This window comes from Paraburkholderia phenazinium, assembly GCF_900141745.1.
Taxonomy (GTDB): Bacteria; Pseudomonadota; Gammaproteobacteria; order Burkholderiales; family Burkholderiaceae; genus Paraburkholderia; species Paraburkholderia phenazinium_B.
The window spans coordinates 1308976-1330440 of the sequence record NZ_FSRM01000002.1; the positions used below are offsets into that span (position 1 = coordinate 1308976).

Consider the following 21465-nt stretch of genomic DNA (forward strand, 5'->3'; position numbering starts at 1 on the left):
GCAAGTACCCGCAGGGACGCTCGCGCATGGTTTCCCAAGGCATTGGAAGTTAATACGGAATCGACATGATCAAGCACATCGTTATGTGGGATGTTCGCGGTGATACGCCCGAGCAAAAGAAGGAAACGGCTCAGCTTGTAAAGAGTGCCTTCGAAAGTCTCACTGGGAAGATCCCGGGGCTCACAAAGCTGGAGGTCGGCGTGGATGTCAGCGGAGTCGATTACGCCTGTGACGTCGTACTCTACACCGAGTTCGAGAGTCACGAGTCGCTTGAAGCGTATGCGGTTCATCCCGAGCATATCCGCGTTAAGCAGATCATCGGAGATAGTCGTATTGCCAGGCATCAGGTGGATTACATCTGAGCCCGAACGCCTGTTTCCCATAACGAGGAAATCCAGATCTTATGTACGACTTTACGTATACGACGCTTGCCTCCCGGGTGATTTTCGGCGCAGGCAGCATGAAACTCATCCAGCAGGAAGTCGAGACGCTGGGAGCGCGCAGGGCGTTGGTTCTGTGCACGCCGGAGCAGCGAGAGCAGGCCGAGATCGTTTCCTCTCTCCTCGGCCCCTCGAGTGCCGGCGTTTTCGACGGCGCGCAGATGCATGTGCCCATTGAAAACGCCCGACGTGCTCGCGAGCATGCGAAGTCGGTCGACGCCGACTGCGCGGTAGCCATTGGCGGCGGCTCGACCATTGGCCTTGGCAAAGCCATCGCGCTCGAGTCGTCGCTGCCGATTATCGCGATTCCGACGACGTATGCCGGTTCGGAGATGACGCCGATATACGGCATAACCGAAGGGGGACTCAAGCGGACCGGGCGCGACGCAAAGGTACTTCCGAAAACAGTGCTCTACGATCCGGAGCTATCGCTCGGTTTGCCGATCGGTCTTTCGGTGGTGAGCGGCTTGAACGCGATTGCTCACGCTGCTGAGGGCCTATATGCAAAGGATGGAAACCCCGTCATGTCGCTGATGGCTGAAGAGGGAATCCGCGCGCTCGCCAAAGGTCTGCGTGGCGTGAAAGCGAGCAGCACGAACAGGGAAGCGCGCAGTGAGTGCCTCTACGGGGCGTGGCTGTGCGGGACGGTCCTCGGCAGCGTAGGAATGGCACTTCATCACAAGCTTTGCCATACCCTTGGAGGCACCTTCAATCTGCCGCATGCGGAGACGCATGCGATCGTTCTTCCGCATGCACTCGCGTATAACAGCATCGTCGCAGATGACGCAATCACACGTATTGCGCGGGCACTCAACGTGGATGTCGCCGCAGATGGATTGTACGAACTGAGCCTGGAACTCGGTGTGCCACGCGGGTTGCGTGAGATTGGACTGAGCGAGTCCGATCTTGATCAGGCATGCGAAGTAGCCTTGTCGAATCCCTACTGGAATCCGCGTCCAGTGGAGGCTGTTCCCCTTCGAGCGCTGCTCCAGCGCGCCTGGGAAGGCGCTCGGCCTCGGCCTTGAGAAACGGCTTGCGACAGACGCGAGTGCATAACTTCAAAATATCCACGCAGTAAAGGTGGTATGTCACCCCGGGGATAAGTTCATGAGGATGACCGTAGGCAGAAAGCTTGCCGCAACGTTCGGCGCAGTTGTAGTCGTTTCGCTGGTTGGAAACACGATCTCCATCATCAACTTCCTCCGGCTCAATCAGGCGAACGGCTGGAACGTTCGTAGCTATCAGGTCCTGCGCACCAGCGATGACATGTTGACCAATATGATCAAGATGGAAGCGAGTGTGCGTGAATTCGTCGCGTCCGGAACCGAACCATTGCTGGAGCCGTACAACGCAGGGAGTGAGCAGTTTGACAAGGCGCTGAACGTGGCTCGCTCGTTGACAGCCGACGATCCCGACCAGCAACAAAGACTCAAAACCTTGAGTGAGATGCGCGCGAAGGTCAAGGAGATCGACGAGAAACTGATCGGGCTGCGCAGAGACGTAACCGCGGGTCAACAACCCTGGAATGCGTTGTCGGACTATTTCAGGCAGGGGAATGACAAGCCGTTCATGGGTCGCTATAGGAAGGTCGCGGCCGAATTCGACAGCGCTGAGCAGATGGAACTCGACAGACGCTCTAACGAGGTCGCAGCGTTAGCCTTGGCAACAAAGCTCGTGCTTGCGGCGGCGGGTGCGATGACCGTGCTTCTTGCGGTTGCGCTGGGAATCTGGATTACCCGCGGGATCGTGCGATCGCTGGGCGGAGAGCCAGCCGATGCAGCGGATGTTGCGGCGCGCATTGCGCAAGGTGACCTGTCGGTTGCAGTGCCTGTGGCGCCGAACGATCACGCTAGCCTGATGGCGTCGCTGGAGTCTATGCGGCAGCAACTCAAGTCGATCGTTGCGGGTATCCAGTCGTCAGCCGAGTCGATCAAGATTTCTGCCGGAGAAATTGCGCAGGGAAATATGGATCTCTCCCAGCGTACGGAGGAGCAGGCAGCATCGCTCGAGGAAACCGCGGCGAGCATGGAGGAACTGACTTCGACGGTGCGTCAGAACACGGCAAATGCGAAACAGGCGAACGCGCTGGCGGGAGGAGCCTGTGCAGTCGCGATGCGCGGAGGTGAAGTGGTGCATCAGGTGGTCGAAACGATGCAGTCGATTTCACGGAGCTCGGATAGGGTCGCCGAGATTATTTCGGTGATCGAAGGGATTGCGTTTCAGACCAATATTCTCGCGCTCAACGCAGCGGTCGAGGCGGCCCGGGCCGGCGAGCAGGGCAAGGGGTTCGCGGTCGTCGCGGGCGAAGTCCGGACGCTGGCGCAGCGCAGCGCGAGTGCTGCGAAAGAAATCAAGGAATTGATTCACGATTCGGTCCAGCATGTGGCCGAAGGTTCGGAGCAGGTCGAACGGGCTGGCGCAACGATGCATGACATCGTGAAGGCGGTACGCGAGATGACTGACATCATGAGCGAAATCGCGACGGCTTCTGAAGAACAGGGTACCGGAATCGAGCAGGTGAACAACGCGGTCGGTCAGATGGACGAGGTGACACAGCAGAACGCGGCGCTCGTGGAGCAGGCATCGGCGGCCGCGCAGGCCATGTCCGAGCAGGCGACAGCGCTGCGGGACGCAGTCTCGGTCTTCAAAATCGAAGCTATGTCCGCTTCTGACCTAAAGGATACCCGCCGACCGATTGGAGAAGCCTGGGAGTCCGTAACCGGCTAGGAGCGAAGATGCGCGGCTACGGATGGCGCCTCGCCGCAAAGCATAGCAAAGTTATCGGGTGGCGTGATAGAACATTCTGCTTCGAATTTACCCTGATTTAAGAGCATGCTGTGTAGTGGCATTGTTGGCTCTGTTAAGTCGTCAGCGACAAGCTGACGTTACGGACTCCTGTCTCGAGTGTGACGCTCCATAACGTATCAGCCGCTTCCATGCGGTTTGATTGGCGTTGCTTCGTCCGGTTGCGACAGGCTCTGTTTAGACAGTAAAACAACAATCACCCACCAGATGAAAAAATCAACTATCGCCCTCGTCGCGCTCGGCACATTAGCCGGCGCCGCACACGCACAAAGCAGTGTCACCCTGTACGGCATTATCGATGAAGGGTTCGACATGATCACCAACAACAAAGGCGGCCACCAATACCAGTTAGCCGGGAGCGTGATGCAGGGCAACCGGTGGGGGCTGACCGGCGCCGAGGACCTCGGCGGTGGCATGAAGGCGGTATTCTTGCTCGAAAACGGCTTTAACGGCAACAGCGGCGCGCTGAGCCAGAACGGCCTGTTGTTCGGCCGTCAGGCCTGGGTTGGCCTCGCGACTCCCTACGGCACGGTCACCCTCGGTCGCCAATACGACTCGGTTTTCGATTATGCGGCTCCGCTCGCAGCCGGGCAGTTGGGCGGCGGCGTCTACGGCGCGCACCCAGGCGACCTCGATAACTCGAACATCGATTACCACGATAACAACACCATCAAATATGCCAGCCCGAACTATTCGGGCCTGAAATTCGGCGGTACGTACAGTCTCGGCGGTACGGCTGGAAACTTCACCAATAACCAGATCTGGTCGCTCGGTGCTTCGTATAACCAGGGGCCGGTCGCCGTTGGCGCTGCCTACCTGAACGCGCGCAACCCGGGCACCGGCATGTTTAGCACTGCCGCTTCGAGTCTGCCCGAAACCTTGATGACGCCGATCTACTCCGGCTTCATGAGCGCAAACACGTTTCAGTTGATCGATTTCGGCGGATCCTACAAGTTGGGGTCGGCAACGCTCGGCGTCACGTATACGAACGCCAAGTTCATGAATCTGGGTAGTAATCCGATGCCGACCGGCGCCAAGGGTCCGGCCGGTGGCTACGCGACGGGTAGCACGGCGACCTTCAATGACGTGCAGGTCAATTTCATCTATCGGATCTCGCCCGGATTGCAGTTGCTGTTGGCATCCGACTACGTCGATCGCAATTCGCTCACGGAGCGGAACGGAAAATCAGTCGAAAGCGGGAAGTATCTGCAATACGACGCGGCGCTCGACTACTCGCTGTCCAAGCGTACCGACGTATATGTGATGGCGCTCTACCAGCGCGCTATCGGCGACGACTCTACCGGCGGTCCGGCAGTCGCGGCCATCACCGATACCACCGCCATTTCGTCGAACGGCAAGCAGTTGGTCGGACGCGTCGGCATTCGCCACAGGTTCTAGGAGCACAGCTTCGCGCACGCCCCGACCGGCAGTCGCTGCCGGTCGGGGCGTGATCGCTTTTAAAGACCAGGGATGGCGTGCTACCAGGTCCAGCGAGCGCCGGCATTGCCGGTAATCGTGCGCTGATGTTGGCCACCGAGATTCGTGAGATAGCTGGCCGTCGCATACACGCTGCCATGCTTCGTCAGTTGCGCGACGAGCCCTGCGCCGATCTGACCGGCCGTCTGGCCGACCTGGGTGCCCAGTGTCGTCGTGCCGCTAAAAGTCGTCTCGTCGTCTGCGCCGAATGAGCGCAGCACGCTCACACGCAGGTAAGGCTTCCAGGCGATTCCGTTCGCATCGAATGCCCATTGCAGCCGTGCGCCAACCCGGGCGAGGAACGTGTTGCCGTTATTCCACGTCACGTCGGAGACTCCGTCGTTGAACCGGTCAAGCGACAGCCATTGCCACACCAGTTGCGCCTGAGGCTCCAGCGTCAGCCCGTAGCCCAACGCGATCGGCAGCCCCGCCTCGACCGAGCCCGTGAACGCGTTGCCGTCCGTCGAACCGCTCACGCCGTCGTTCGAAAGTGTGCGCACGGTCAGGGCGCTACCCATCATCACTGCGTCCGTGTACCAGCCGCCCGGACCCACGTGCGTCCAGTAGCCGCCCAGGTTGTACGCATTCACCTGCAGCGTACCGACGCCCAGATCCTGTTGGCCCAGTGCAAAGCCGTTCACGTCGCCTACCGCGCGCGAGAAGCCGAGGAAGAATCCATAGTGATTGCTGTGGCCGCTGGGGCTGTTGTCCGCGTATAGCTCCTGCCCGATCTGTATCCCCCATACCGTGCCGTCGAAGGACGGCGCCACGTCGCCTTTCTGCTGCAGGTCGCTGTAGCCGCCCCAGACACGCGCCCACGATGCTGGCGCCTGGCCGTTCCCGGTCAGTAGCCCCTGTTCGCCCTGGCGATCGTGGAACGTATCGATCTGCTCCAGCCCGAGTTGGCGGGCGACCGCCGGCGCTTCCGTGTACAGCGGCACTTCCTGCCGGTAGACCGGCACTTCTGCGGCGCCTGGGGCCGCAGCGGCGACGGCCTGCGCGATGGAGAGCGGCGTGCCCTCCGCGACGATGGGCGATGGGGGAGTTGGAGCCGGCTGACCGGGCTGACTCGGCTGATCCGGTTGCGATGCCAGCGGCTGCGGTTTCGGCGGCACCGTGTTGCGCAGATACCAACTGTCGCTCGTCCCCGTCGACGTACCGCCTTTCGCGAGGTAATACGTGTAGGCGCCCGCACTGACCGATCCACCGGACAGTGTGAAGGCGCTCGCGGCCGTCGTCGCGCCGTTGGCCGCCTGCACGACCTGGATTCCGTCTGTGGGAGTCAGCGCACCAGGGCCGCCGACATTCGTCACCTTCAGCGTGCTCGTGCCGCTTGCCGCGCCGCCGTTGATCACGAGCTTGTCCGACGCTGCGCCATCTCCGGCCAGATAGGTGTTTAGCGCGATCGTTGCATTCTGACCGACATAGTTGCCCGCGACCGTCAACGCATTGCCGATGCCGCTGCCACCGAGTTGCACGAGGCCCGCATTCGTCAGATTGCCGTTGATCTGGAAGTTGCCGGTCGAACCACTCGAAAGACTGCCGAGCGCATTCGCCACGGAAATCGTGCCGCTGTTCGTCACGTTGCCCGTCACGCTGCCGTAGCCGCCAAGCGTTGCGCCCGATGCGACCGTGACCGGGCCGCCGCCGGACAGCGCCGCCGATGAGCTCGTTCCGTCGCCGACGATAAGTGTGCCCGCATCCACATTCGTTCCGCCGGTATAACTGTTCGCACTGTTAAGCGTCAACGCGCCGGAGCCGAGCTTCGTCAGCGAGCCCGCGCCCGTGATGTTCTGCGTGATCGTCGAGTCGTAGCCTTGCGTGTCGATTGTGCCATTGTTCAAGGTGATCGAGAGAGCACGGCTCGACGCGAGATTAAACGCGCTGTCGAGCTGAAGCGTGCCGCCGTTGAACGTCAAGCCGCCGGATGACGCGCCAAGCGCATTGTCTGCCGCGACGGACAGGGTGCCTTGCGTGATGGTCGTGCCGCCCGAATAGGTGTTGCCACCCGACGCAGCCGGGGACAAACTCAGCGTGCCCGCGCCTGCCTTCTCCACTGCGCCCGCGCCGCCGATCAGTCCCGTGTAGGTGCCCGCGCTGTCCTGCTGAAAGCGCACAAGGCCGTTATCCGTCACGGAGAGTGGCAGGTTCGACGCATTGGCCTGCAGGGTCGCGCCGCTGTTGATCGTCGCGATAACCGATGCCGTCGTCGTGCCGAGCGTGCCTGTCAGGTTCAGCGTGCCGCTCTGCACGAGGGCGTTCGAAAACGTGCCGGTACCCGCCCAGGTCCACGCGTCGCCTGCCATCGTCAGGCTCTGGAAGTTGACGAATGCGTTCGACGCGGTGCCTGAGCCTTGCAGGTTGACGACGTTGGTACCGCCGCCGCCGTCGGCGGTGCCGATGATCTGCGAGCCGGTCTGCAGGTTCAGGGTGACATTGCCGTTGCCGCCCTTGATCGCAGTGCCGCCGCCTCCCTGGATCAGCCCGGCGTTCGTGATCGTCGTATTGCCGTTGGTCGAGCGTACACCAATGCCGTTGTTGCTGATGATCTGTCCACCCGTCTGGTTCGTGATCGTCGCTGTGAACGATGTACCGAGGGTGTTCGACACGACCGCGTCGACGCTTCCGCTGCTCGTCGCGGTACCCGTGGTCTGGATCTTGCCGCTGTTGATCAGCGTGTCGTTGTTGCCCTGCATGTAGACAGCCGGGCTGTCCTTGCCGCTCGAGGTCAGCGTGCCGCTGTTGTTAATCGTGCCGCTGCCGCCTAGCAGCGACGCGGCGCGGGCGTTGCTGCCCGTCGTGGAGACTGTCCCTGTGTTGGTGAGGGTGTTGCCCGAAGCGCCTGCGTTGCTTTGCCCCCACGCGGCTGTCATGCCATACGAGTTGTTGCCCGTCGTCGTGATCTTGCCGTTGTTGATTAGCGCGTTGTTGTTGCCGTTCGCTGCGAGACCGTCGTTGTAGGCACCCGTCGTGGAGATCACGCCTGTCGTGCCGTTGGTGATCGTATTGCCGTTGTTCATGCCGATCAGTACCGCACCGCGGTTCGCGACACCCGTGCCGTTGCCTGACAGGGAGAGCGTGCCGTTGTTGGTGATCGCGCTGGAGGAGTCAACCGTGAATGGCGTCGGCGTTCCCGGCAATGAGAAACTGCCGGTCGCCGTTGAATCGATGTTGATGGTGACGTTGGTGCTTCCCGTCGCGGCAACGACGGATGAGATGCCTGTGCCAGAGCAGGTAACGGTGGTATTACTGACCGGTGCTGTCGCCGAACAGGCTGCATCAGCGCCCACCGGCATCGCGCCGGTAAGGATTGCCATCCCGCCAAAGCCGAGACTCCACACGTTCCTTTGCATAATTTCGCCCGCTTTAAATGAGCGTTGTCGATGCAGACCGATGCGTGGCTTTGTTTATATCATCTATTTACAAAATATCAACAAGACTGGTCGAACTGGATTTCATAAAGAGTGCGAAAGAGACGCAATGAAAATGCATCAAAAGAAGCTATCTTTGTGCATGACAACATAATCAGGTAACCGAAATTATTACCGATACGAGACGACTTGGTGGAATGGGCGATTGCCTTACTGGCGCGCGATCAGGAGGGAGATCGGGAGAGAAACTAACGATGCCGTGCACACCCCTGCGCATGCCCGGTCATTGTGCGACGCCGCGTGCCTCAGAGCGGGTCCGTGCTTAAGGCGAAAACAAAAGAAGCTTATAGCGAACCACCTGCCGTACGCGCTTCGAATGCCCGGACAACGGCCGCCATGTCTTCCTCGCCAAAGCCCAAGGCTTCGGTTTCGCCATAGAGCGAGAAGCATGTTTCCATGAGCGGTGCTGCGACGGCCGCCTCGCGGGCCGCCTCGACGATCAGCCGACTGTTTTTCAGCACGTCGGAAATGCCGGCTTGACGAGCGAAGTCGCGCTGTACCAGCTTGGCGGCCTTGACTCGCGATACATCGCTCGCCATCGGGCCAGCACTGAGGATGGCAGCGAAACGCTCCATATCGAGACCATGGCGCTCGGCAAAATGTGCAGCTTCGGTCAGGCCGGTGACCATTGTGATCAGGAAGACGTTCACTGCGAGCTTCATGCGCAGGGCTGACGGCACCGGGCCGCACTCGAAACATTCCCGGCACATCGCAGCCATCAACGGGCGTACCGCAGCGACGTCCTCGTCATCCCCCGCGAGCATGGCGACAAGCTGTCCCGCTTCGGCCGGCTTGCGTGAACCCGAGACCGGCGCCTCCACATAGTGACCACCGGCTGCGCGGATGTCGGCCGCCAAGGCCTCCGAAAACCCCGGCGACACCGTCCCCATGGCGACCAGCCTGCGTCCTGCGACACGCGCAACAAATTCGGGCGTGCCTCGGCCGAGTACGGCATCGATGGCCGCACCGTCGGCCAGCATCAGGATGATCGTGTCGCACCTCGCGAACACGTCGGCGATGTTCTGCGCGACCGTCGCGCCAGCTCGCGACAGAGGTTCACACCGTTGCGCCGACCGGTTCCACACCATCAGCGGGATGCCGGCGCGCAGAAGATTGTTTGCCATCGGCTCGCCCATGGTGCCGATGCCGATGAAGCCAATTGCCTTCGATGTATTCATGGCCTGTTCCTTTTTTAGTTGCCCATGATTCTGATCAACGGCTACCATTTCGTCTAACGGATATATATGAAGTAACACTTCAAGGATTCAGATAGATGAGGCCACATTTCGATATCGAAGCGCTGCGTACCATGGTCGTCGGTACGGAACTGGGCAGCTTCGCGCGTGCGGCTGTTCAGCTCGGGCGGTCGCAATCAGCCGTCAGCATGCAGTTGAAACGCCTTGAGGAGCAGGCGGGCCACATCCTGTTCCAGCGCAACGGCCGCGGACTTGTGCCTACCGAGGCGGGTGAAACACTGCTCGCGTATGCGCGGCGGATCGTTGCCATGCATGACGAAGCCGGCGCGACGCTGGGTGCGACGGTTGCGGCGCCGGCTATCCGGCTGGGATTGCCGCAGGATTTCTTCGAGGACGTCATGCCCGATGCGATCGCCCGCTTTTCGAAATTGCAGCCGAACGTGCACGTCGAGGTCCGCGCAGGGCGCAACTATGCCTTGGAGGAAGAGGTTAGGGCGGGACGGCTCGATATTGCGCTCGCGTTTTCGGAAGCGGGGCGCTCGAGGGCGGGTGACCTGCTGGCATCCATGCCGATGTTCTGGTTCGGCCGGGAGGATGCCGCGGAGGTAGTGCGCGGGTATCAGGACGGTCTTCCGCTCGTGCTTTTCAATCACCCGTGTCTGTTTCGGCAGGCCGCCCTCCAGGCATTGGATGCGGCCGCGGTCCGCTGGCGTCTGTCTCTCACTACGCCAAGCCTGTCTGGCTTGTGGGCCGCGGTCCGCTTTGGCCTCGGTGTGACTGTCCGGACGATGCATGGCATTCCTGATGGAATACGACGGCTCGATTTTGGGCTACCGCGATTGCCGGCGCTTGAGCTGCGCATTCTCACCGGCACGGATATATCTCCTGCAGCGTCGGAATTCGTGAGCGTTCTCGAAACGGTCACTCGTAAAAGGCTGATAGCCAAGTCTTAGGTAGCGTATTGCTAGTTCCATTTTAGTTGGGCTTTCTTACCTTTAACGGAGGCCGCATCGATGTCCACTGTCATGATTGTCGGGGCGGGTCCAACCGGCTTGACCCTCGCCTGTGAGCTTGCCGTGCGAGGGATGCCGTTCCGGATCATCGATTCTGCCGAAGGTCCTTTCGCCGGTTCACGCGCCAAAGGTGTACAACCGCGCACGCTTGAAGTGTTCGACCGGCTGGGCATTGTCGATGAGATTGTGAGTTCAGGTCTTGTCGGCTTGCCCTATCGACAGTACACGGCCGATGGCGGTTTTCGCGACGTGCCGCGTCCCGTGCCGGCCCAACGGCCCGATGCGCCTTGGCCGTCATCCGTCCTGATCCCTCAGTGGCGCACCGAAGCCGCGCTACGCGGCCGCCTCGAAGCGCTCGGCGGCCGCGTTGAATTCGGAACGGCTCTCATCGACGCTGAAGTGGCCAACGACGTCGTGCGCGCGAGACTCCAGCACGCCGGAGGCACTGACGAAGTCGACGTGGCCTGGCTGGTGGGTTGCGACGGCGGGCGCAGCACCGTGCGGCACATCGCCAAGTTGGGTTTTCTCGGCGAGACGCATGAGGACATGCGCATGCTGGTCGGCGACCTGCATGTCGAAGGGGTAGACCGCGCACACTGGCACGTGTGGCGCCCTGAAGGCGGAGGTTTTCTTGCGATGGCGCCGCTGGCCGGCACCGACGGATTCCAGTTGCAGATCGCAATCGGTCCGAAGTCGCCCGATTCCCCCACCCTGGAGAACTTCCAGCAACTGGTCGAGCGCTACACGGGCCGCAGCGACATCCGCCTGTCGAGGCCCGACTGGACTTCGCTGTGGCGCGCGAATGTGCGCATGGTTGAGCGGTATCGTGCCGGGCGCATCCTGGTAGCCGGTGACGCAGCGCATGTGCATACACCTGCGGGCGGGCAAGGCATGAACACCGGGATACAGGACGCCTTCAACCTCGGCTGGAAGCTGGCGGCGGTGCAGCGGGGCGCCGACAGTGCGTTGCTCGACAGTTACGAGGCCGAGCGGTTGCCGGTAGCGCGACATGTACTCGAACTTTCGACGCGGCTGGCCGCCACGACGCTGTCTTCGAACACGCAGGGCCTTGTCGCTCCATCGGAGGACACGTCCCAACTCGGCATCAGCTATCGGGAGTCGACGCTTTCGCACGAACTACGCTCGGCACCCGGCAGCCTGCACGCTGGGGATCGTGCGCCAGATGCACCGGGTTTGGTCGATCGTGAGGGCAGGTCATTGCGGCTGTTCGATGTCTTCCGCGGACCACGGGCCACGGTGTTGGCGTTTGGCGAAGGGTGGGGGGCGGTGCTTGACGCAGGCCTCGCTGCTGCCCCCGACGCTGTTCACGCGGTCCGTGTGTTGTCGCCCGGCGCTTCGATGCCTGAGGACGGCGGCGTGCCGACGCTCGTGGATTCGCTCAACCACGCAAGCACGATCTGGGAACCCAGCACGGGAGCGATCTTCGTGGTGCGTCCAGATGGCGTGATCGGTTTTGCTGATGACCGGCGTGACCCTGTTGCACTTGTGACCTGGCTACGCCTGGCCGGATTGGCGCGATAAATCGGTGGCTGGCGCCCGAAGTCCAGCAGGCAAATCGGTGAACCGCCGACCCAGCGAACGACCGCCTGTTGCCGGCACCTGCCTGACCCGAGCGCAAACTCACGCTAGCTTCGAATAAATGCGCGTGTTTCGCAAACTGCCGTCCGATGCGCGCCGTTCCTGCCGCAACACGCCTTCCAGTTGCATTCCGATGCGTTCACAAACTCGAATGCTTCTTTCATTCAAGTCGTCGCAGATCGCTTCAACTCGCTTTGCGCCGAAATTGGCAAAAGCATAATTTGCCAGGCCGTTGGCGGCTTCACTGAACAGTCCGCGTCCCACATGCGATGACCTTCCCCAGAAGCCAAGTTCAAAAGCTGGAACAGTCCATCTTGGCCGGTGAAGACCGCCGCTGCCCACAACCATGCGCGACGTCTTGTCGATAAACAAAAACGGAAAGTCTTTTCCGGCCTGAAAATTTGCGGAGCCCGCCAGGCAAAACGACTCGGAGGTCTCGATTGATGGTGTTTCGAGCGCCCATGGCAACGACGCTGGAAAGCGCCTCAGTTCCGTCAGCGCGTCGACGACCGCGTCAAACAAGTCGGGACCGTCGCCAGACCGAGGACACCTGATCACGAGGCGGTCTGTTTCAAATGACGTAGGTAGAGTTGGAGAGGTCAATGTTGTCGAGGACGTCGGCGGAATGATGGTGCATTAAATTGTCGGTGATTGGGGTGGGCTTGTCGACGGTTGTGTGTGGCTATCTCTGCGACTGTCGGGCTGTACCTGCCGACATGCTATCGGTCGCATGCGACCCGAAAAGGTCTTGCGGGTTTGCCGAGACCCGACATTCAACGTGTTACCGTCCTCTCGACTGGCCTGTTATAGCCAACGACGTCACTGTTCGAAATACCAGGGGGAAAATCTATGACCGATCCGGCCCATGACCCGTCCAACTTTCGCCAGCAGCGCACAATAGGCATTGCTGGCATCGCGGCTGCCTCGCTTCTTGCCTCGGTACTCTGGTTTGGTATCGACTATCTGATGTCGCCCTTGCCGGGCATGGATAGTCTCGACGCCCGGATGCTGCTGACACTTAAGTGCTGGTGTGTTGCCGTGCTGTTCTGCCTGGTGACGGGTGTCGAAGCAGTGGCGCACGAGCGGTTGACCTCACCCGCGTTCGATCCGCTGGCGGGCTTCGAGACACGCAGGTTGCGCGTCAACCAACGATACCTGCAGAACACGGTAGAGCAGATCATCGTGTTTGCGGCGTCGCTTTTCGGTCTGGCCGCCTACTCTCCCGACGGTTCGGCGATGCGCGCGGTCGTAGCGACAACCGTGGTCTGGATCGCCGGGCGGGCCGCGTTCTGGGTCGGCTATCATCGCAGCGCGGCGCTTCGCGGGCTCGGTGCGCCGGGCATGGCGGTCAGCATGATCGTGCTGCTTTATGTCGCGAGCCGGTTTGGACGTGACATCGCAGGGACGGTGGGGGCGATTGTGCCGGTTGTTGTATTTTTCGCCATTGAAGCTGTGTTGTTTTGGGGGACGCGGCCAGTCGAAAATGATTGATTCAATAGATTCGGGTGATCCGGCTTGCTGAGGCTAACGCTGGGTGAGCGGCCTAAATAGTATTTCGATCAGGCTATGAGTTCTCACGAATAGAGATCACCTGGCGTGACGCCCGTGCACGCCTCGTCTCCCGCCATCAATTTAGCAAGCCGTAGACCGCAACGCCGTTCGTCGCACCTACATAAACTTTCCCATCCGCGATCATCGGTGTGATGAACTTGTTGCCCGGACCGAACTGATCCCGCGTGCCGGCCTGATTGCTGTTGTACAACTCGTGCGCGAGATTGGTGGCATCGTAGGCGTGCAACGCGCCGACTGTGCCGTTTTCCGCCGCCCACACAATACCGTTACTCGTACCGTTCGCGGAAATGGCCGGCGTGGCGCCGGGATAAGCGAACGTTGTCGGGCTTTGCGACGACGGCGTGGTGGCAAGCAACGCGTTGGTAACGGGCAGCGCCTTAAGCGCATCGGTCTGTCCTCCGTAATAAACCACATTGTTAAAATACGCCGGCGAACCCCAGATGCCGCCGGTCAACACACCGGTGATCTCCTGCCAGATGTTGTTGGTCGTTGAATTGAACTTGCCCATGTTGTCGCGATCCACCACGTAAATATGGGTATCCTTGCCCGCTCCGACAGCCAGATGCTTGACGGTTCCGTCCGAGGCGGTTTGATCAGGCAGCAGCATCGCCCCACCCGAGCCGAAATCGTCGTCCGCAGCGGCCTGGGCCACGACGTCGTACATGGCAAAGTAATCGGTTGCGACCAGTGCAGGGGTGGCAGAGAGCTTGATAAATGCATCACCCAGATCGCCATCGACTGGAAATCCCTGTGCATTGAGCGTCGGGTTGAAGGTGCCGTTGCCGTCGATCAAATAGATGGACGTCCCATCCGATGCCATGCCCGAGCCCGCCATCCAGACCGATCCCTGGCTGCCGTTCGGGGTAACGGGCAGCGCTCCCGTTTGCTGCAACGTATCCTCGCTGTACGCCATGAGCCAACCGTTGTAGTTCCCGGACATGCAGTGGGCGGTCCAGCCCATGTAGATGGTGCCGTTGACCAACGTCAGTGCAGCGCGCACGGTGTGCAGGGAGGGCGTGAAGGTAAGGACGCCATTCGCACCTTCTGCGCCGCTTCCCGGATACGTCGCGGCGATTTCGGTCGGGCCGCCAAACAGTTCCGCACCTGTTGCAAGATCGATCGCGTGAAGGCGGTGATGGACGTTCCCGCTGGCGTCCGTGCTCATGGCCACGGCATATAGCGCGCCATTCGGACCGCGTGAGCGGTCGATGACCGGCGTCGAAGTGATACCAATCTCCGGTGTGATATCCGTGCAGCCCGGATCAGGACTCGAGGTTTCACCCGCAGCGGCCAGCGAGATCTGCCACAGCGCGTTACCGCTATCGGCGTCGTAAGCGTAGACGCTGTCGTGCTCTGTCACAACATAGACAACATTGTGCGCGGCCGTGCCGATCATAAGATTCGTTACGAATAGAGGCTGCGCGTCGACTTTGCCGTCCGCCGGCAGGAAGCGCAACTTGCCGAACGTCGTCGAGTTGACGTTGGCTAGCGTGAGCGTTGTTTCCGCAAGCATCTGACCGGTTCGCGCGAGGTCGTTGTGGTGCATGAGAACGTCGGTCGGGTAGGTTTGCGCAGTTGTCGGTGTCGAGCCAGTAGTTGTGCCCCCGGGTGTAGTCGTGCCCGGCGTACCAGGCGCAGAAGTGGTTCCGGAGGTACTGCCGGCGCTGCCCGAACCGGTGGCGCTCGGGCTGCTACCCGAACCGCCGCCGCACGATCCAATGCCCGAGGCGATTAGCAATCCGACGCAAATCTCCAATAGGTGACGCCAAAAAGTGGAAGAAAAAGCCGGCCTGCGTTGTAGAGATTTCATGGCGATTCTCCAGCGGCTTTTGAGCGGTCCACAGCACGTCATACCCACAGCGCGCAAGTGGCCACGGGGTTAATGTCAGACGAATGGCATTGCTGAACCACCCGCTGAATTCGCGAGGTCGGTGGACGCGCAGGACATTGTTCACACGTTTAGGTTCGGGTCAATCTACGACAGCCGCCGACGATGCACCCGCCAATACTTCGCAGCATTGAGACAGGCGTAGGTTTGCGAGCGTCCGAAAGGTAGCGTTGGATTAGCGCTGGCCTGCCGGTCCTGTAACTACTACCGGCCAAGGAAAGGATGAAAGACAGGCAACCGTCCTGTGCGCGCGGGACGACCGCTCGAGGTGAGCGAAAGTCGGCGACTTCCTGCCGCCCCCGGGCACGCGTGTTGCGCCCACTACGACACGGCGGCGAGACTGTCGCACCACGATTGCGGAGGAGCAAATCATGAGACAGACTGTTTTAGGCGTGTTCGATAGCTACGCTGACGCGCGCTCGGCACAACGGACATTGGGCGAGGCTGGCGTAGCCCAGGCCGATATTGCCATCTATGCCAAGTCAGATGACGCACCGGTCGAAAGTGGCCCGCGTGTTTATGCACCAGGCAGCGGCGATCTGCGGCATCACAACCCAGTGTTCGATCAACTCGAACAATTGTTTGCGCGGCTGTTCAAAAGCGGACAATATCCGCCGGAAACTGAGGATTACAGAGAATTGATCCGCCGAGGTGGAGCGATCGTCAGCGCCGACGTGTCCGAAATGCAAGTAGACCTGGCTCGCGATTTGATGCGCCGCACCGGCGCAGCCGACATCGAAGAGCGTGCCAAAGTATGGCGAAATGGTTCGATAGAGACGAGCGAGGAGCCTTCACCCGGGCGGCCCGTAACGCAGGGCGCTACCGATTATTCTTCGGCGGGCGGGAGGATGGTTGGCGGGATGCAGCAGGTAACGACTCGTACGGAGGGGCTCGGATCGACTGCGTCCGTGCAAAGCGGCCAGCAGCTGACGGGTGTACCCGACGTCGGGCTCGCCCGCCCGCCCGAGGATGCGTTCGCAGGCGTCAAATCTCCTCGTGCAGCGTACTCGCCCGAGGACAGCACGAGCGGGATAAAGACGGAGGAGACATTGGGGACGGGCCGTCTGGGCGATCCCGTCGCCGGCATTCCGATGGACGACACGCCTTATGTCGATGAACTGCGGGAAGAATACGACGCCCATTACGCGAGTACGGGTGCGTCATACGACGAATATCAGCGGGCCTACGCACACGGAGCCACGCTCGGAAAAGATGAGCGGTATCGCGGACATGATTGGCAAGGGGTGGAAGCGAACGCTCGCGAGGACTGGGAGTCGCGTTACCCGGAAAGCGGTTGGGAGCGATTCAAGGCTGCCGTGCGGCACGGCTGGGACCGGGTTACAGGCGGCTGATACGTTGTTCGGGACCGCGGCGAGCTGGGGACGGTAACAGGTTTACCCCTGTTACTGCTTCTCCGGCATGACCGATGAGTGATGACTTGTGATTAGCCATTGCGCTCCATCCCAGCGATAGGTGTAGGTGTAACGGGCTTGAACAACCACTCCCGTTCTTGCGAAGGTGAATGTGTAAAGCCCGGCATCTACAGCGGAATTGCACCCCAGCTCAATGTAGCGGAAGTCAATCTTTCCGGATGGACGATCCTGTAGAAAATGGCGGAAATAGTCCTCTTTCTCCGCCACCGTTAAGCGCGGCTTGTTGGATACCGTGGGGAGAAGAATGGACCGCTCCGCATAGTTGGCAACCACGGCGTGTGGATCACCGGTTTGCAGCGACTGATTCCATCGATCGAACAACGCCGCAATTTCTTGATCTGATGTGACCTTACAGCTTTCCGTATGCCCCGCCGCCGCATTGGTTGACATGCCTTGGTTCGCGACGCACCCGGCGAGCACGACCGCCAGGATAGCAATGGTAAATAGCTTCATGGCGGCACTTCTCCTGTCGGGCAGTGAGAGGAAGGCACAACGCTTGAAGTATGGTACGTCCCGTGTGCGTTAGCCACATCTGATTGATGGCTTGTGCCCGGTCGCTGGCGGGTGGCGACCGGCGACACGTTATGGGAAAAAGGGCCGTTCGAACGTTTTGATGAGTACCGGAACGAGCGTCGCTTTCTGGGCGATATGAACCGGACATCGGTGACGCATTGCCCAGCAATTTCAGCCCAGCTTGTACGCAGCCATCTTCGTATAGAGCGACTGGCGGCTAATGCCGAGACGCCGCGCGGCTTCAGCGCGATTGCCGGCAGCGAGTCGCAACGCGCGTTCGATCGAGGCTCGCTCCAGGCGTTCAATGGCTTCAGGCAGCGGCAAATCGAGCAGCGCGCCGGGCAGATCGCTGGCCGCGATCTGCGGTGCGGTTAGAAACGCGAGGTCGTCGTCGGTGGCAAGCGGGCCGCGCGCGAGTGCGGCGACACGCTCCATCGCGTTTTTCAGCTCGCGCACGTTGCCCGGCCACGTATGCGCGAGCAGACGTCGCTCGGCGCTCGCACCGAGCGTGCGCGAGATTCCGGAGCGCTGCGCGGCGAGCGCCAGAAAATGCGCGGCGAGCGCAAGGATATCGTCGGGGCGTTCGCGCAACGGCGGCAGATGAATCGGGATCACGTTGAGCCGGTAGAACAGATCCTCGCGGAATCGCCCCGCGGCGACTTCGGCACCGAGGTCGCGATGCGTCGCCGCAACGATCCGTACGTCGATCGGCGTGTTGAGGTTGCTTCCGAGCGGCGTCAACACGCGCTCCTGAATTACCCGCAGCAGTTTCGCTTGCATCGGCAAAGGCAGATCCCCAATCTCGTCGAGAAACAGCGTGCCGCCGTTCGCCTCGACGAAGCGGCCGACGCGTTGCATTTGCGCTCCCGTGAACGCCCCTTTCGCGTGACCGAAGAGTTCGCTCTCGAGCAGTTCAGTGGGAATGGCCGCGCAATTTATCGCAACGAAGGGACGCAGGCGGCGCGCCGACGCGTCGTGCAGGACGCGCGCCGCCACCTCCTTGCCTGTGCCGGTTTCGCCACTGATCAGCACAGTCGAATCCGTGGCGGCAGCACGGCCGATCTGCTTTTGCGCGTCGCGTAATGCATCGCTGCTGCCTAGCAGGCGCGGCGCGGTGTCGTCGCCCCACGCCTCGTCAGACGCAACCTGGGTGGCGGTGAACGAGCTTTGATTCGATGCTGCAATCTTGCGCAGCAGCTCAGCAATTGCGTCACGTCCCACCGGTTTGGTCAGGTGTTCGAATGCACCGAGACGCATCGCGTGAATGGTATTGTCGCTGGTGGCGAATGCGGTCAGCACGACAACCGGCAGGGTCTTGCGCTCGGGCATGGCGCGCAACTGTTCGAGCAGCTCGATGCCGCTCATATCCGTCATCCTGAAGTCGAGGAATGCGCAGTCGATAGGCACGCCGCTCGTGAAACACTCGAGTGCCTGGCGGCCTCCGCTTGCCTCGATGACGGTATGGCCCAGATCGCCAAGGGTTTCGGCGAGACTCTCGCGGAACGCGTCATCGTCGTCGACGATCAGGATGTGCGGCATGGCAGCTCGATCACAAAACAGGCGCCGCGTGGACGCACGGCATAGAAGGCGCGGCCGCCATGCGCCACGGCAATTTCCCGCACCACGGCGAGACCCAGCCCCGAGCCGGTGGCGTGGCCGGTCACGAATGGCTCAAAGATGCGCTCGCGCTCGGCGGGTGGCACGCCCGGTCCGTCGTCGGCGACTTCGATGCTCAAGGTATCCGCATGCTGCGCCGCGCGCAACATGACGTGGCCCCCAGCGGGTGTATGGCGCAGTGCGTTTAGAATCAGATTGTCGATAGCGCGTGCCAGTTGCGCCGCGTCGAAACGCGCCTCGTGCGGCAGGTCCTTATTCTCGTCAAGGACGAGCGCGATGCCGGCCTGCGTCGCGGCATCGAGATACAGCTCGATGCGCTCAGCCAGCCATTCGCGCAACACGACCGGTTGCGCGTCGATGCGGACCGGCTGCGTGAGCGCAAGCAAACCGGCCAGCTGCGTTTCCACGCGCTGAATCTGTTCGAGGATCGACGCAAGCGCGCGGTGCTGGCGCTGTGCGTCTCCAGCCAGCGCGTTTTCTGCTTTGAGCCGCATCGCGCCGATCGGATTACGGATCTCGTGAGCGATTTGCGCCGCCAGCCGGCCGAGCGCGGCAAACCGTTCGGCGCCCGCAAGCTTCCTGTCGAGGTCGCCCGTCCGATGTTGCAGTGCCGTGGTGCGCGTACCGTAAGCGTTAAATGCGGCGACGATCTTGTCCAGGTCCGGCTCGCCGGTGGGCTCGATCGGAGTGAAAGGCGCGTGCAGATCCGCTGGCTCGCTCAGGCTCTTCTCGACGCGGGCAAGATTGCCGCGCCAACGGCGCAGCAGTATGCCCAACGCAATCGCAATTCCGATGATTACAGCGAGCAGGACAGCAAGCGCGGTGACGAGGGTCTTGCCATACGGGCCGAGCGGCGGCCGCACGCGTGTGAGCGTCCACGCGAGCAGGCCGGCGCGATGCGGCACGGGACAGGCCGAAACGATGACAGCGTCCTGCCGTCCTTCGACAAACCCGGACGCTGCCTGGCCGCCCGTCACCCCACGCAGCGTGCGCAGAATCAACGGCGTTTCGGCTTCCGGAATATCTCGCTTGATGCCGCTGCCCTCGTAGGTCGGAAAAGCGTAGGCGTCGAACGTGCCACGCGCGCTGTCCGTCGGACGCCAGAAGCCGCCTTCGACGCCTGGCATCTGCGCGAGCACCACGTCAAGAATCGCATGCATCAGGTCTGTGTTCGGCGCGCCTTGCGCATCGGAGCTTCGGTCTAAGGAAAAGTCATAGCGGGAGGCGACTGCCTCGCAACCGGCCTGCGCCTGTTGACGCGCAACGCCGATCTGCCGCTCCAGATTGCCTTGCGCCATGAACCAGACGAGGCCGATGAGGAGCGCGCACATCACCGCAACCAGCAGCCAGAAAACCACGAGTTGGCTGGCGAACGAGAGACGACGTCGGGTTGCGGGCATAAGCCGGTAGCGAAAGGGAGGACTTCAAGAGTAGCAAAAAACCGGCCACGCAAAGCGGGGAGGATGAGCCACGCCGGCTGACAGGGCAAACGTCACGGCGCTCTCGGGCACCACTTACTGTCGACTCTGCGGACAGCGGCTGTCCAGTAACGCGACACCTGCTGACGTGGGCCCGTGCGCAAGGTTGGCCGGGAATGGCATCGGCGGGTGGAATGGGGGTTGCACAAGTGCCGGCACTGGGCGTGTCAATGCCGGACAAGGCGTCGTGATAACAGTGCAGGCGGCGGGCGCCGCGTTGAGCCCGGCGCCCGGCGCCTGGCGGTTTGCTCGCGCGTCACTTTGGCTATCCCGCGCCCTTCATCGCCCTTGGGGCGATTTCAACCGGCTCGCCTGTGTTGTGGCTCTACTGCGGTGCAGGGCTCAGATACTTCCATCGTGGAGCGGCACCGCCTCTAAACACCAGCCAGCGCCGGCAGCTCGACCTCGTACGACACGCGCGCGTGCCGGCTGTTCATCTGCGGCTGACGTGTCACGTGATTCAGAGGCGGTGCACTTTCGACGTGCATCGGTAGGCGCGCTGGACGGCGAGCTTTTTTCTTCTCGAGAATGGCCTGGCTCAGAAATACGGCGCTATACGCTTTCAGCAAGTGCGGATGGTGCGCTTCGATGTACGTAGCAATTTGCGCCTGCTCATCGTCGATCCGGGCTAGTGACGCCAGCGTGCTCGCGTCCCAACGGAAGCGCAGGCCGAGTTCATCGAATGCGCTGTTATAGGCGCACAGTTGCGCCTCGACTTCCGCATCATGCGCGCTCTCGCGAACATCGAACTGGGAGGGGTTCATGGTCGTCTCCTTGAGGAATAGGCACGACCAAGAATAGGCTGGCGCATCAATAAACAATAATTAAAGTTATTTGGATAAACGATAACTCATTGCTTATGTGTCGGCTCCCGGCACAGCAGCAACCAAATTCGGTGCCTGGACAGTCGCGTTGCCTTTCTCACAAGCCCACAGCCAGCGGCCGCAAACCCATCCATTAGGTATGCCTAATACAAACCATAAAATGTTTTAACTTTCACTTAT

General features: G+C 61.2%; 17 protein-coding genes and 1 pseudogene. 10 read left to right on the forward strand and 8 right to left on the reverse strand.

Annotated features, from left to right (window positions below; translation table 11 throughout):
• Positions 1-65 precede the first annotated feature (65 nt).
• From BUS06_RS25925 to BUS06_RS25940, 4 genes are all read left to right on the forward strand, one after another.
• Positions 66-362, forward strand: coding sequence for a Dabb family protein (locus BUS06_RS25925; RefSeq protein ID WP_074267254.1), 297 nt, complete (start codon positions 66-68; stop codon positions 360-362).
• 41 nt (positions 363-403) lie between these two features.
• The gene (locus BUS06_RS25930; protein ID WP_074267255.1) at positions 404-1465 is read left to right on the forward strand and encodes a maleylacetate reductase; all 1062 of its coding nucleotides are present in this window, start codon (positions 404-406) and stop codon (positions 1463-1465) included.
• A gap of 88 nt (positions 1466-1553) precedes the next feature.
• Positions 1554-3167, forward strand: a complete 1614-nt coding sequence (locus BUS06_RS25935; protein ID WP_074267256.1) for a methyl-accepting chemotaxis protein — start codon at positions 1554-1556, stop codon at positions 3165-3167.
• A 285-nt stretch (positions 3168-3452) separates the two neighbouring features.
• Positions 3453-4643 carry a porin gene (locus BUS06_RS25940; RefSeq protein WP_074267257.1) on the forward strand — a complete coding sequence of 397 codons (1191 nt, stop codon included), beginning with the start codon at positions 3453-3455 and terminating at the stop codon, positions 4641-4643.
• 80 nt (positions 4644-4723) lie between these two features.
• Here BUS06_RS25940 and BUS06_RS25945 read toward each other — a convergent pair whose 3' ends face one another.
• On the reverse strand, positions 4724-7861 hold the full coding sequence (locus BUS06_RS25945; RefSeq protein WP_254368961.1) for an autotransporter family protein: 3138 nt from the start codon (positions 7859-7861) through the stop codon (positions 4724-4726).
• On the opposite strand from BUS06_RS25945, the gene BUS06_RS38350 reads away from it, so the two are divergent.
• Complete coding sequence (locus BUS06_RS38350; protein ID WP_254368962.1) at positions 7836-8246, forward strand: hypothetical protein; 411 nt, start codon at positions 7836-7838, stop codon at positions 8244-8246. The two genes, BUS06_RS25945 and BUS06_RS38350, sit on opposite strands and share 26 nt — an antisense overlap.
• Positions 8247-8436: 190 nt before the next feature.
• On the opposite strand, the gene BUS06_RS25950 is transcribed toward BUS06_RS38350, so the two are convergent.
• Positions 8437-9408 carry an NAD(P)-dependent oxidoreductase gene (locus BUS06_RS25950; protein WP_302050864.1) on the reverse strand — a complete coding sequence of 324 codons (972 nt, stop codon included), beginning with the start codon at positions 9406-9408 and terminating at the stop codon, positions 8437-8439.
• Between the two features lie 17 nt (positions 9409-9425).
• Here BUS06_RS25950 and BUS06_RS25955 point away from each other — a divergent pair, with 17 nt between their 5' ends.
• Positions 9426-10301 carry a LysR substrate-binding domain-containing protein gene (locus BUS06_RS25955; RefSeq protein ID WP_074267260.1) on the forward strand — a complete coding sequence of 292 codons (876 nt, stop codon included), beginning with the start codon at positions 9426-9428 and terminating at the stop codon, positions 10299-10301.
• 60 nt (positions 10302-10361) lie between these two features.
• Complete coding sequence (locus BUS06_RS25960) at positions 10362-11903, forward strand: FAD-dependent monooxygenase (RefSeq protein ID WP_074267261.1); 1542 nt, start codon at positions 10362-10364, stop codon at positions 11901-11903.
• A gap of 99 nt (positions 11904-12002) precedes the next feature.
• On the opposite strand, the gene BUS06_RS25965 is transcribed toward BUS06_RS25960, so the two are convergent.
• Positions 12003-12518: a GNAT family N-acetyltransferase gene (locus tag BUS06_RS25965; RefSeq protein WP_167379432.1), complete on the reverse strand. Its 516-nt coding sequence runs from the start codon at positions 12516-12518 to the stop codon at positions 12003-12005.
• A gap of 291 nt (positions 12519-12809) precedes the next feature.
• On the opposite strand from BUS06_RS25965, the gene BUS06_RS25970 reads away from it, so the two are divergent.
• Positions 12810-13451: an MAPEG family protein gene (locus tag BUS06_RS25970; protein ID WP_074267263.1), complete on the forward strand. Its 642-nt coding sequence runs from the start codon at positions 12810-12812 to the stop codon at positions 13449-13451.
• 136 nt (positions 13452-13587) lie between these two features.
• Here BUS06_RS25970 and BUS06_RS25975 read toward each other — a convergent pair whose 3' ends face one another.
• Positions 13588-15342 carry a PQQ-binding-like beta-propeller repeat protein gene (locus tag BUS06_RS25975; protein ID WP_074267264.1) on the reverse strand — a complete coding sequence of 585 codons (1755 nt, stop codon included), beginning with the start codon at positions 15340-15342 and terminating at the stop codon, positions 13588-13590.
• A gap of 449 nt (positions 15343-15791) precedes the next feature.
• Here BUS06_RS25975 and BUS06_RS25980 point away from each other — a divergent pair, with 449 nt between their 5' ends.
• Entirely contained in the window at positions 15792-16772 is a 981-nt protein-coding gene (locus tag BUS06_RS25980) for a hypothetical protein (RefSeq protein ID WP_074267265.1), read from the forward strand.
• 51 nt (positions 16773-16823) lie between these two features.
• Here BUS06_RS25980 and BUS06_RS25985 read toward each other — a convergent pair whose 3' ends face one another.
• From BUS06_RS25985 to BUS06_RS25995, 3 genes are all read right to left on the reverse strand, one after another.
• Positions 16824-17306, reverse strand: a complete 483-nt coding sequence (locus tag BUS06_RS25985) for an SgcJ/EcaC family oxidoreductase (RefSeq protein WP_074267266.1) — start codon at positions 17304-17306, stop codon at positions 16824-16826.
• 231 nt (positions 17307-17537) lie between these two features.
• Positions 17538-18905, reverse strand: a complete 1368-nt coding sequence (locus BUS06_RS25990) for a sigma-54-dependent transcriptional regulator (RefSeq protein ID WP_074267267.1) — start codon at positions 18903-18905, stop codon at positions 17538-17540.
• The gene (locus BUS06_RS25995) at positions 18890-20383 is read right to left on the reverse strand and encodes an ATP-binding protein (protein WP_074267268.1); all 1494 of its coding nucleotides are present in this window, start codon (positions 20381-20383) and stop codon (positions 18890-18892) included. Before BUS06_RS25995 ends, BUS06_RS25990 begins: the two co-directional genes overlap by 16 nt.
• A 232-nt stretch (positions 20384-20615) precedes the next feature.
• Between BUS06_RS25995 and BUS06_RS38355 the strand changes: the two are divergent.
• Positions 20616-20808, forward strand: a pseudogene (locus tag BUS06_RS38355) (MFS transporter); the annotation flags it as partial.
• A 27-nt stretch (positions 20809-20835) separates the two neighbouring features.
• On the opposite strand, the gene BUS06_RS26000 reads toward BUS06_RS38355, so the two are convergent.
• A complete protein-coding gene (locus BUS06_RS26000) occupies positions 20836-21225 on the reverse strand; it encodes a hypothetical protein (protein WP_074267269.1) in 390 nt (129 codons plus the stop codon).
• Between the last annotated feature and the right edge of the window lie 240 nt (positions 21226-21465).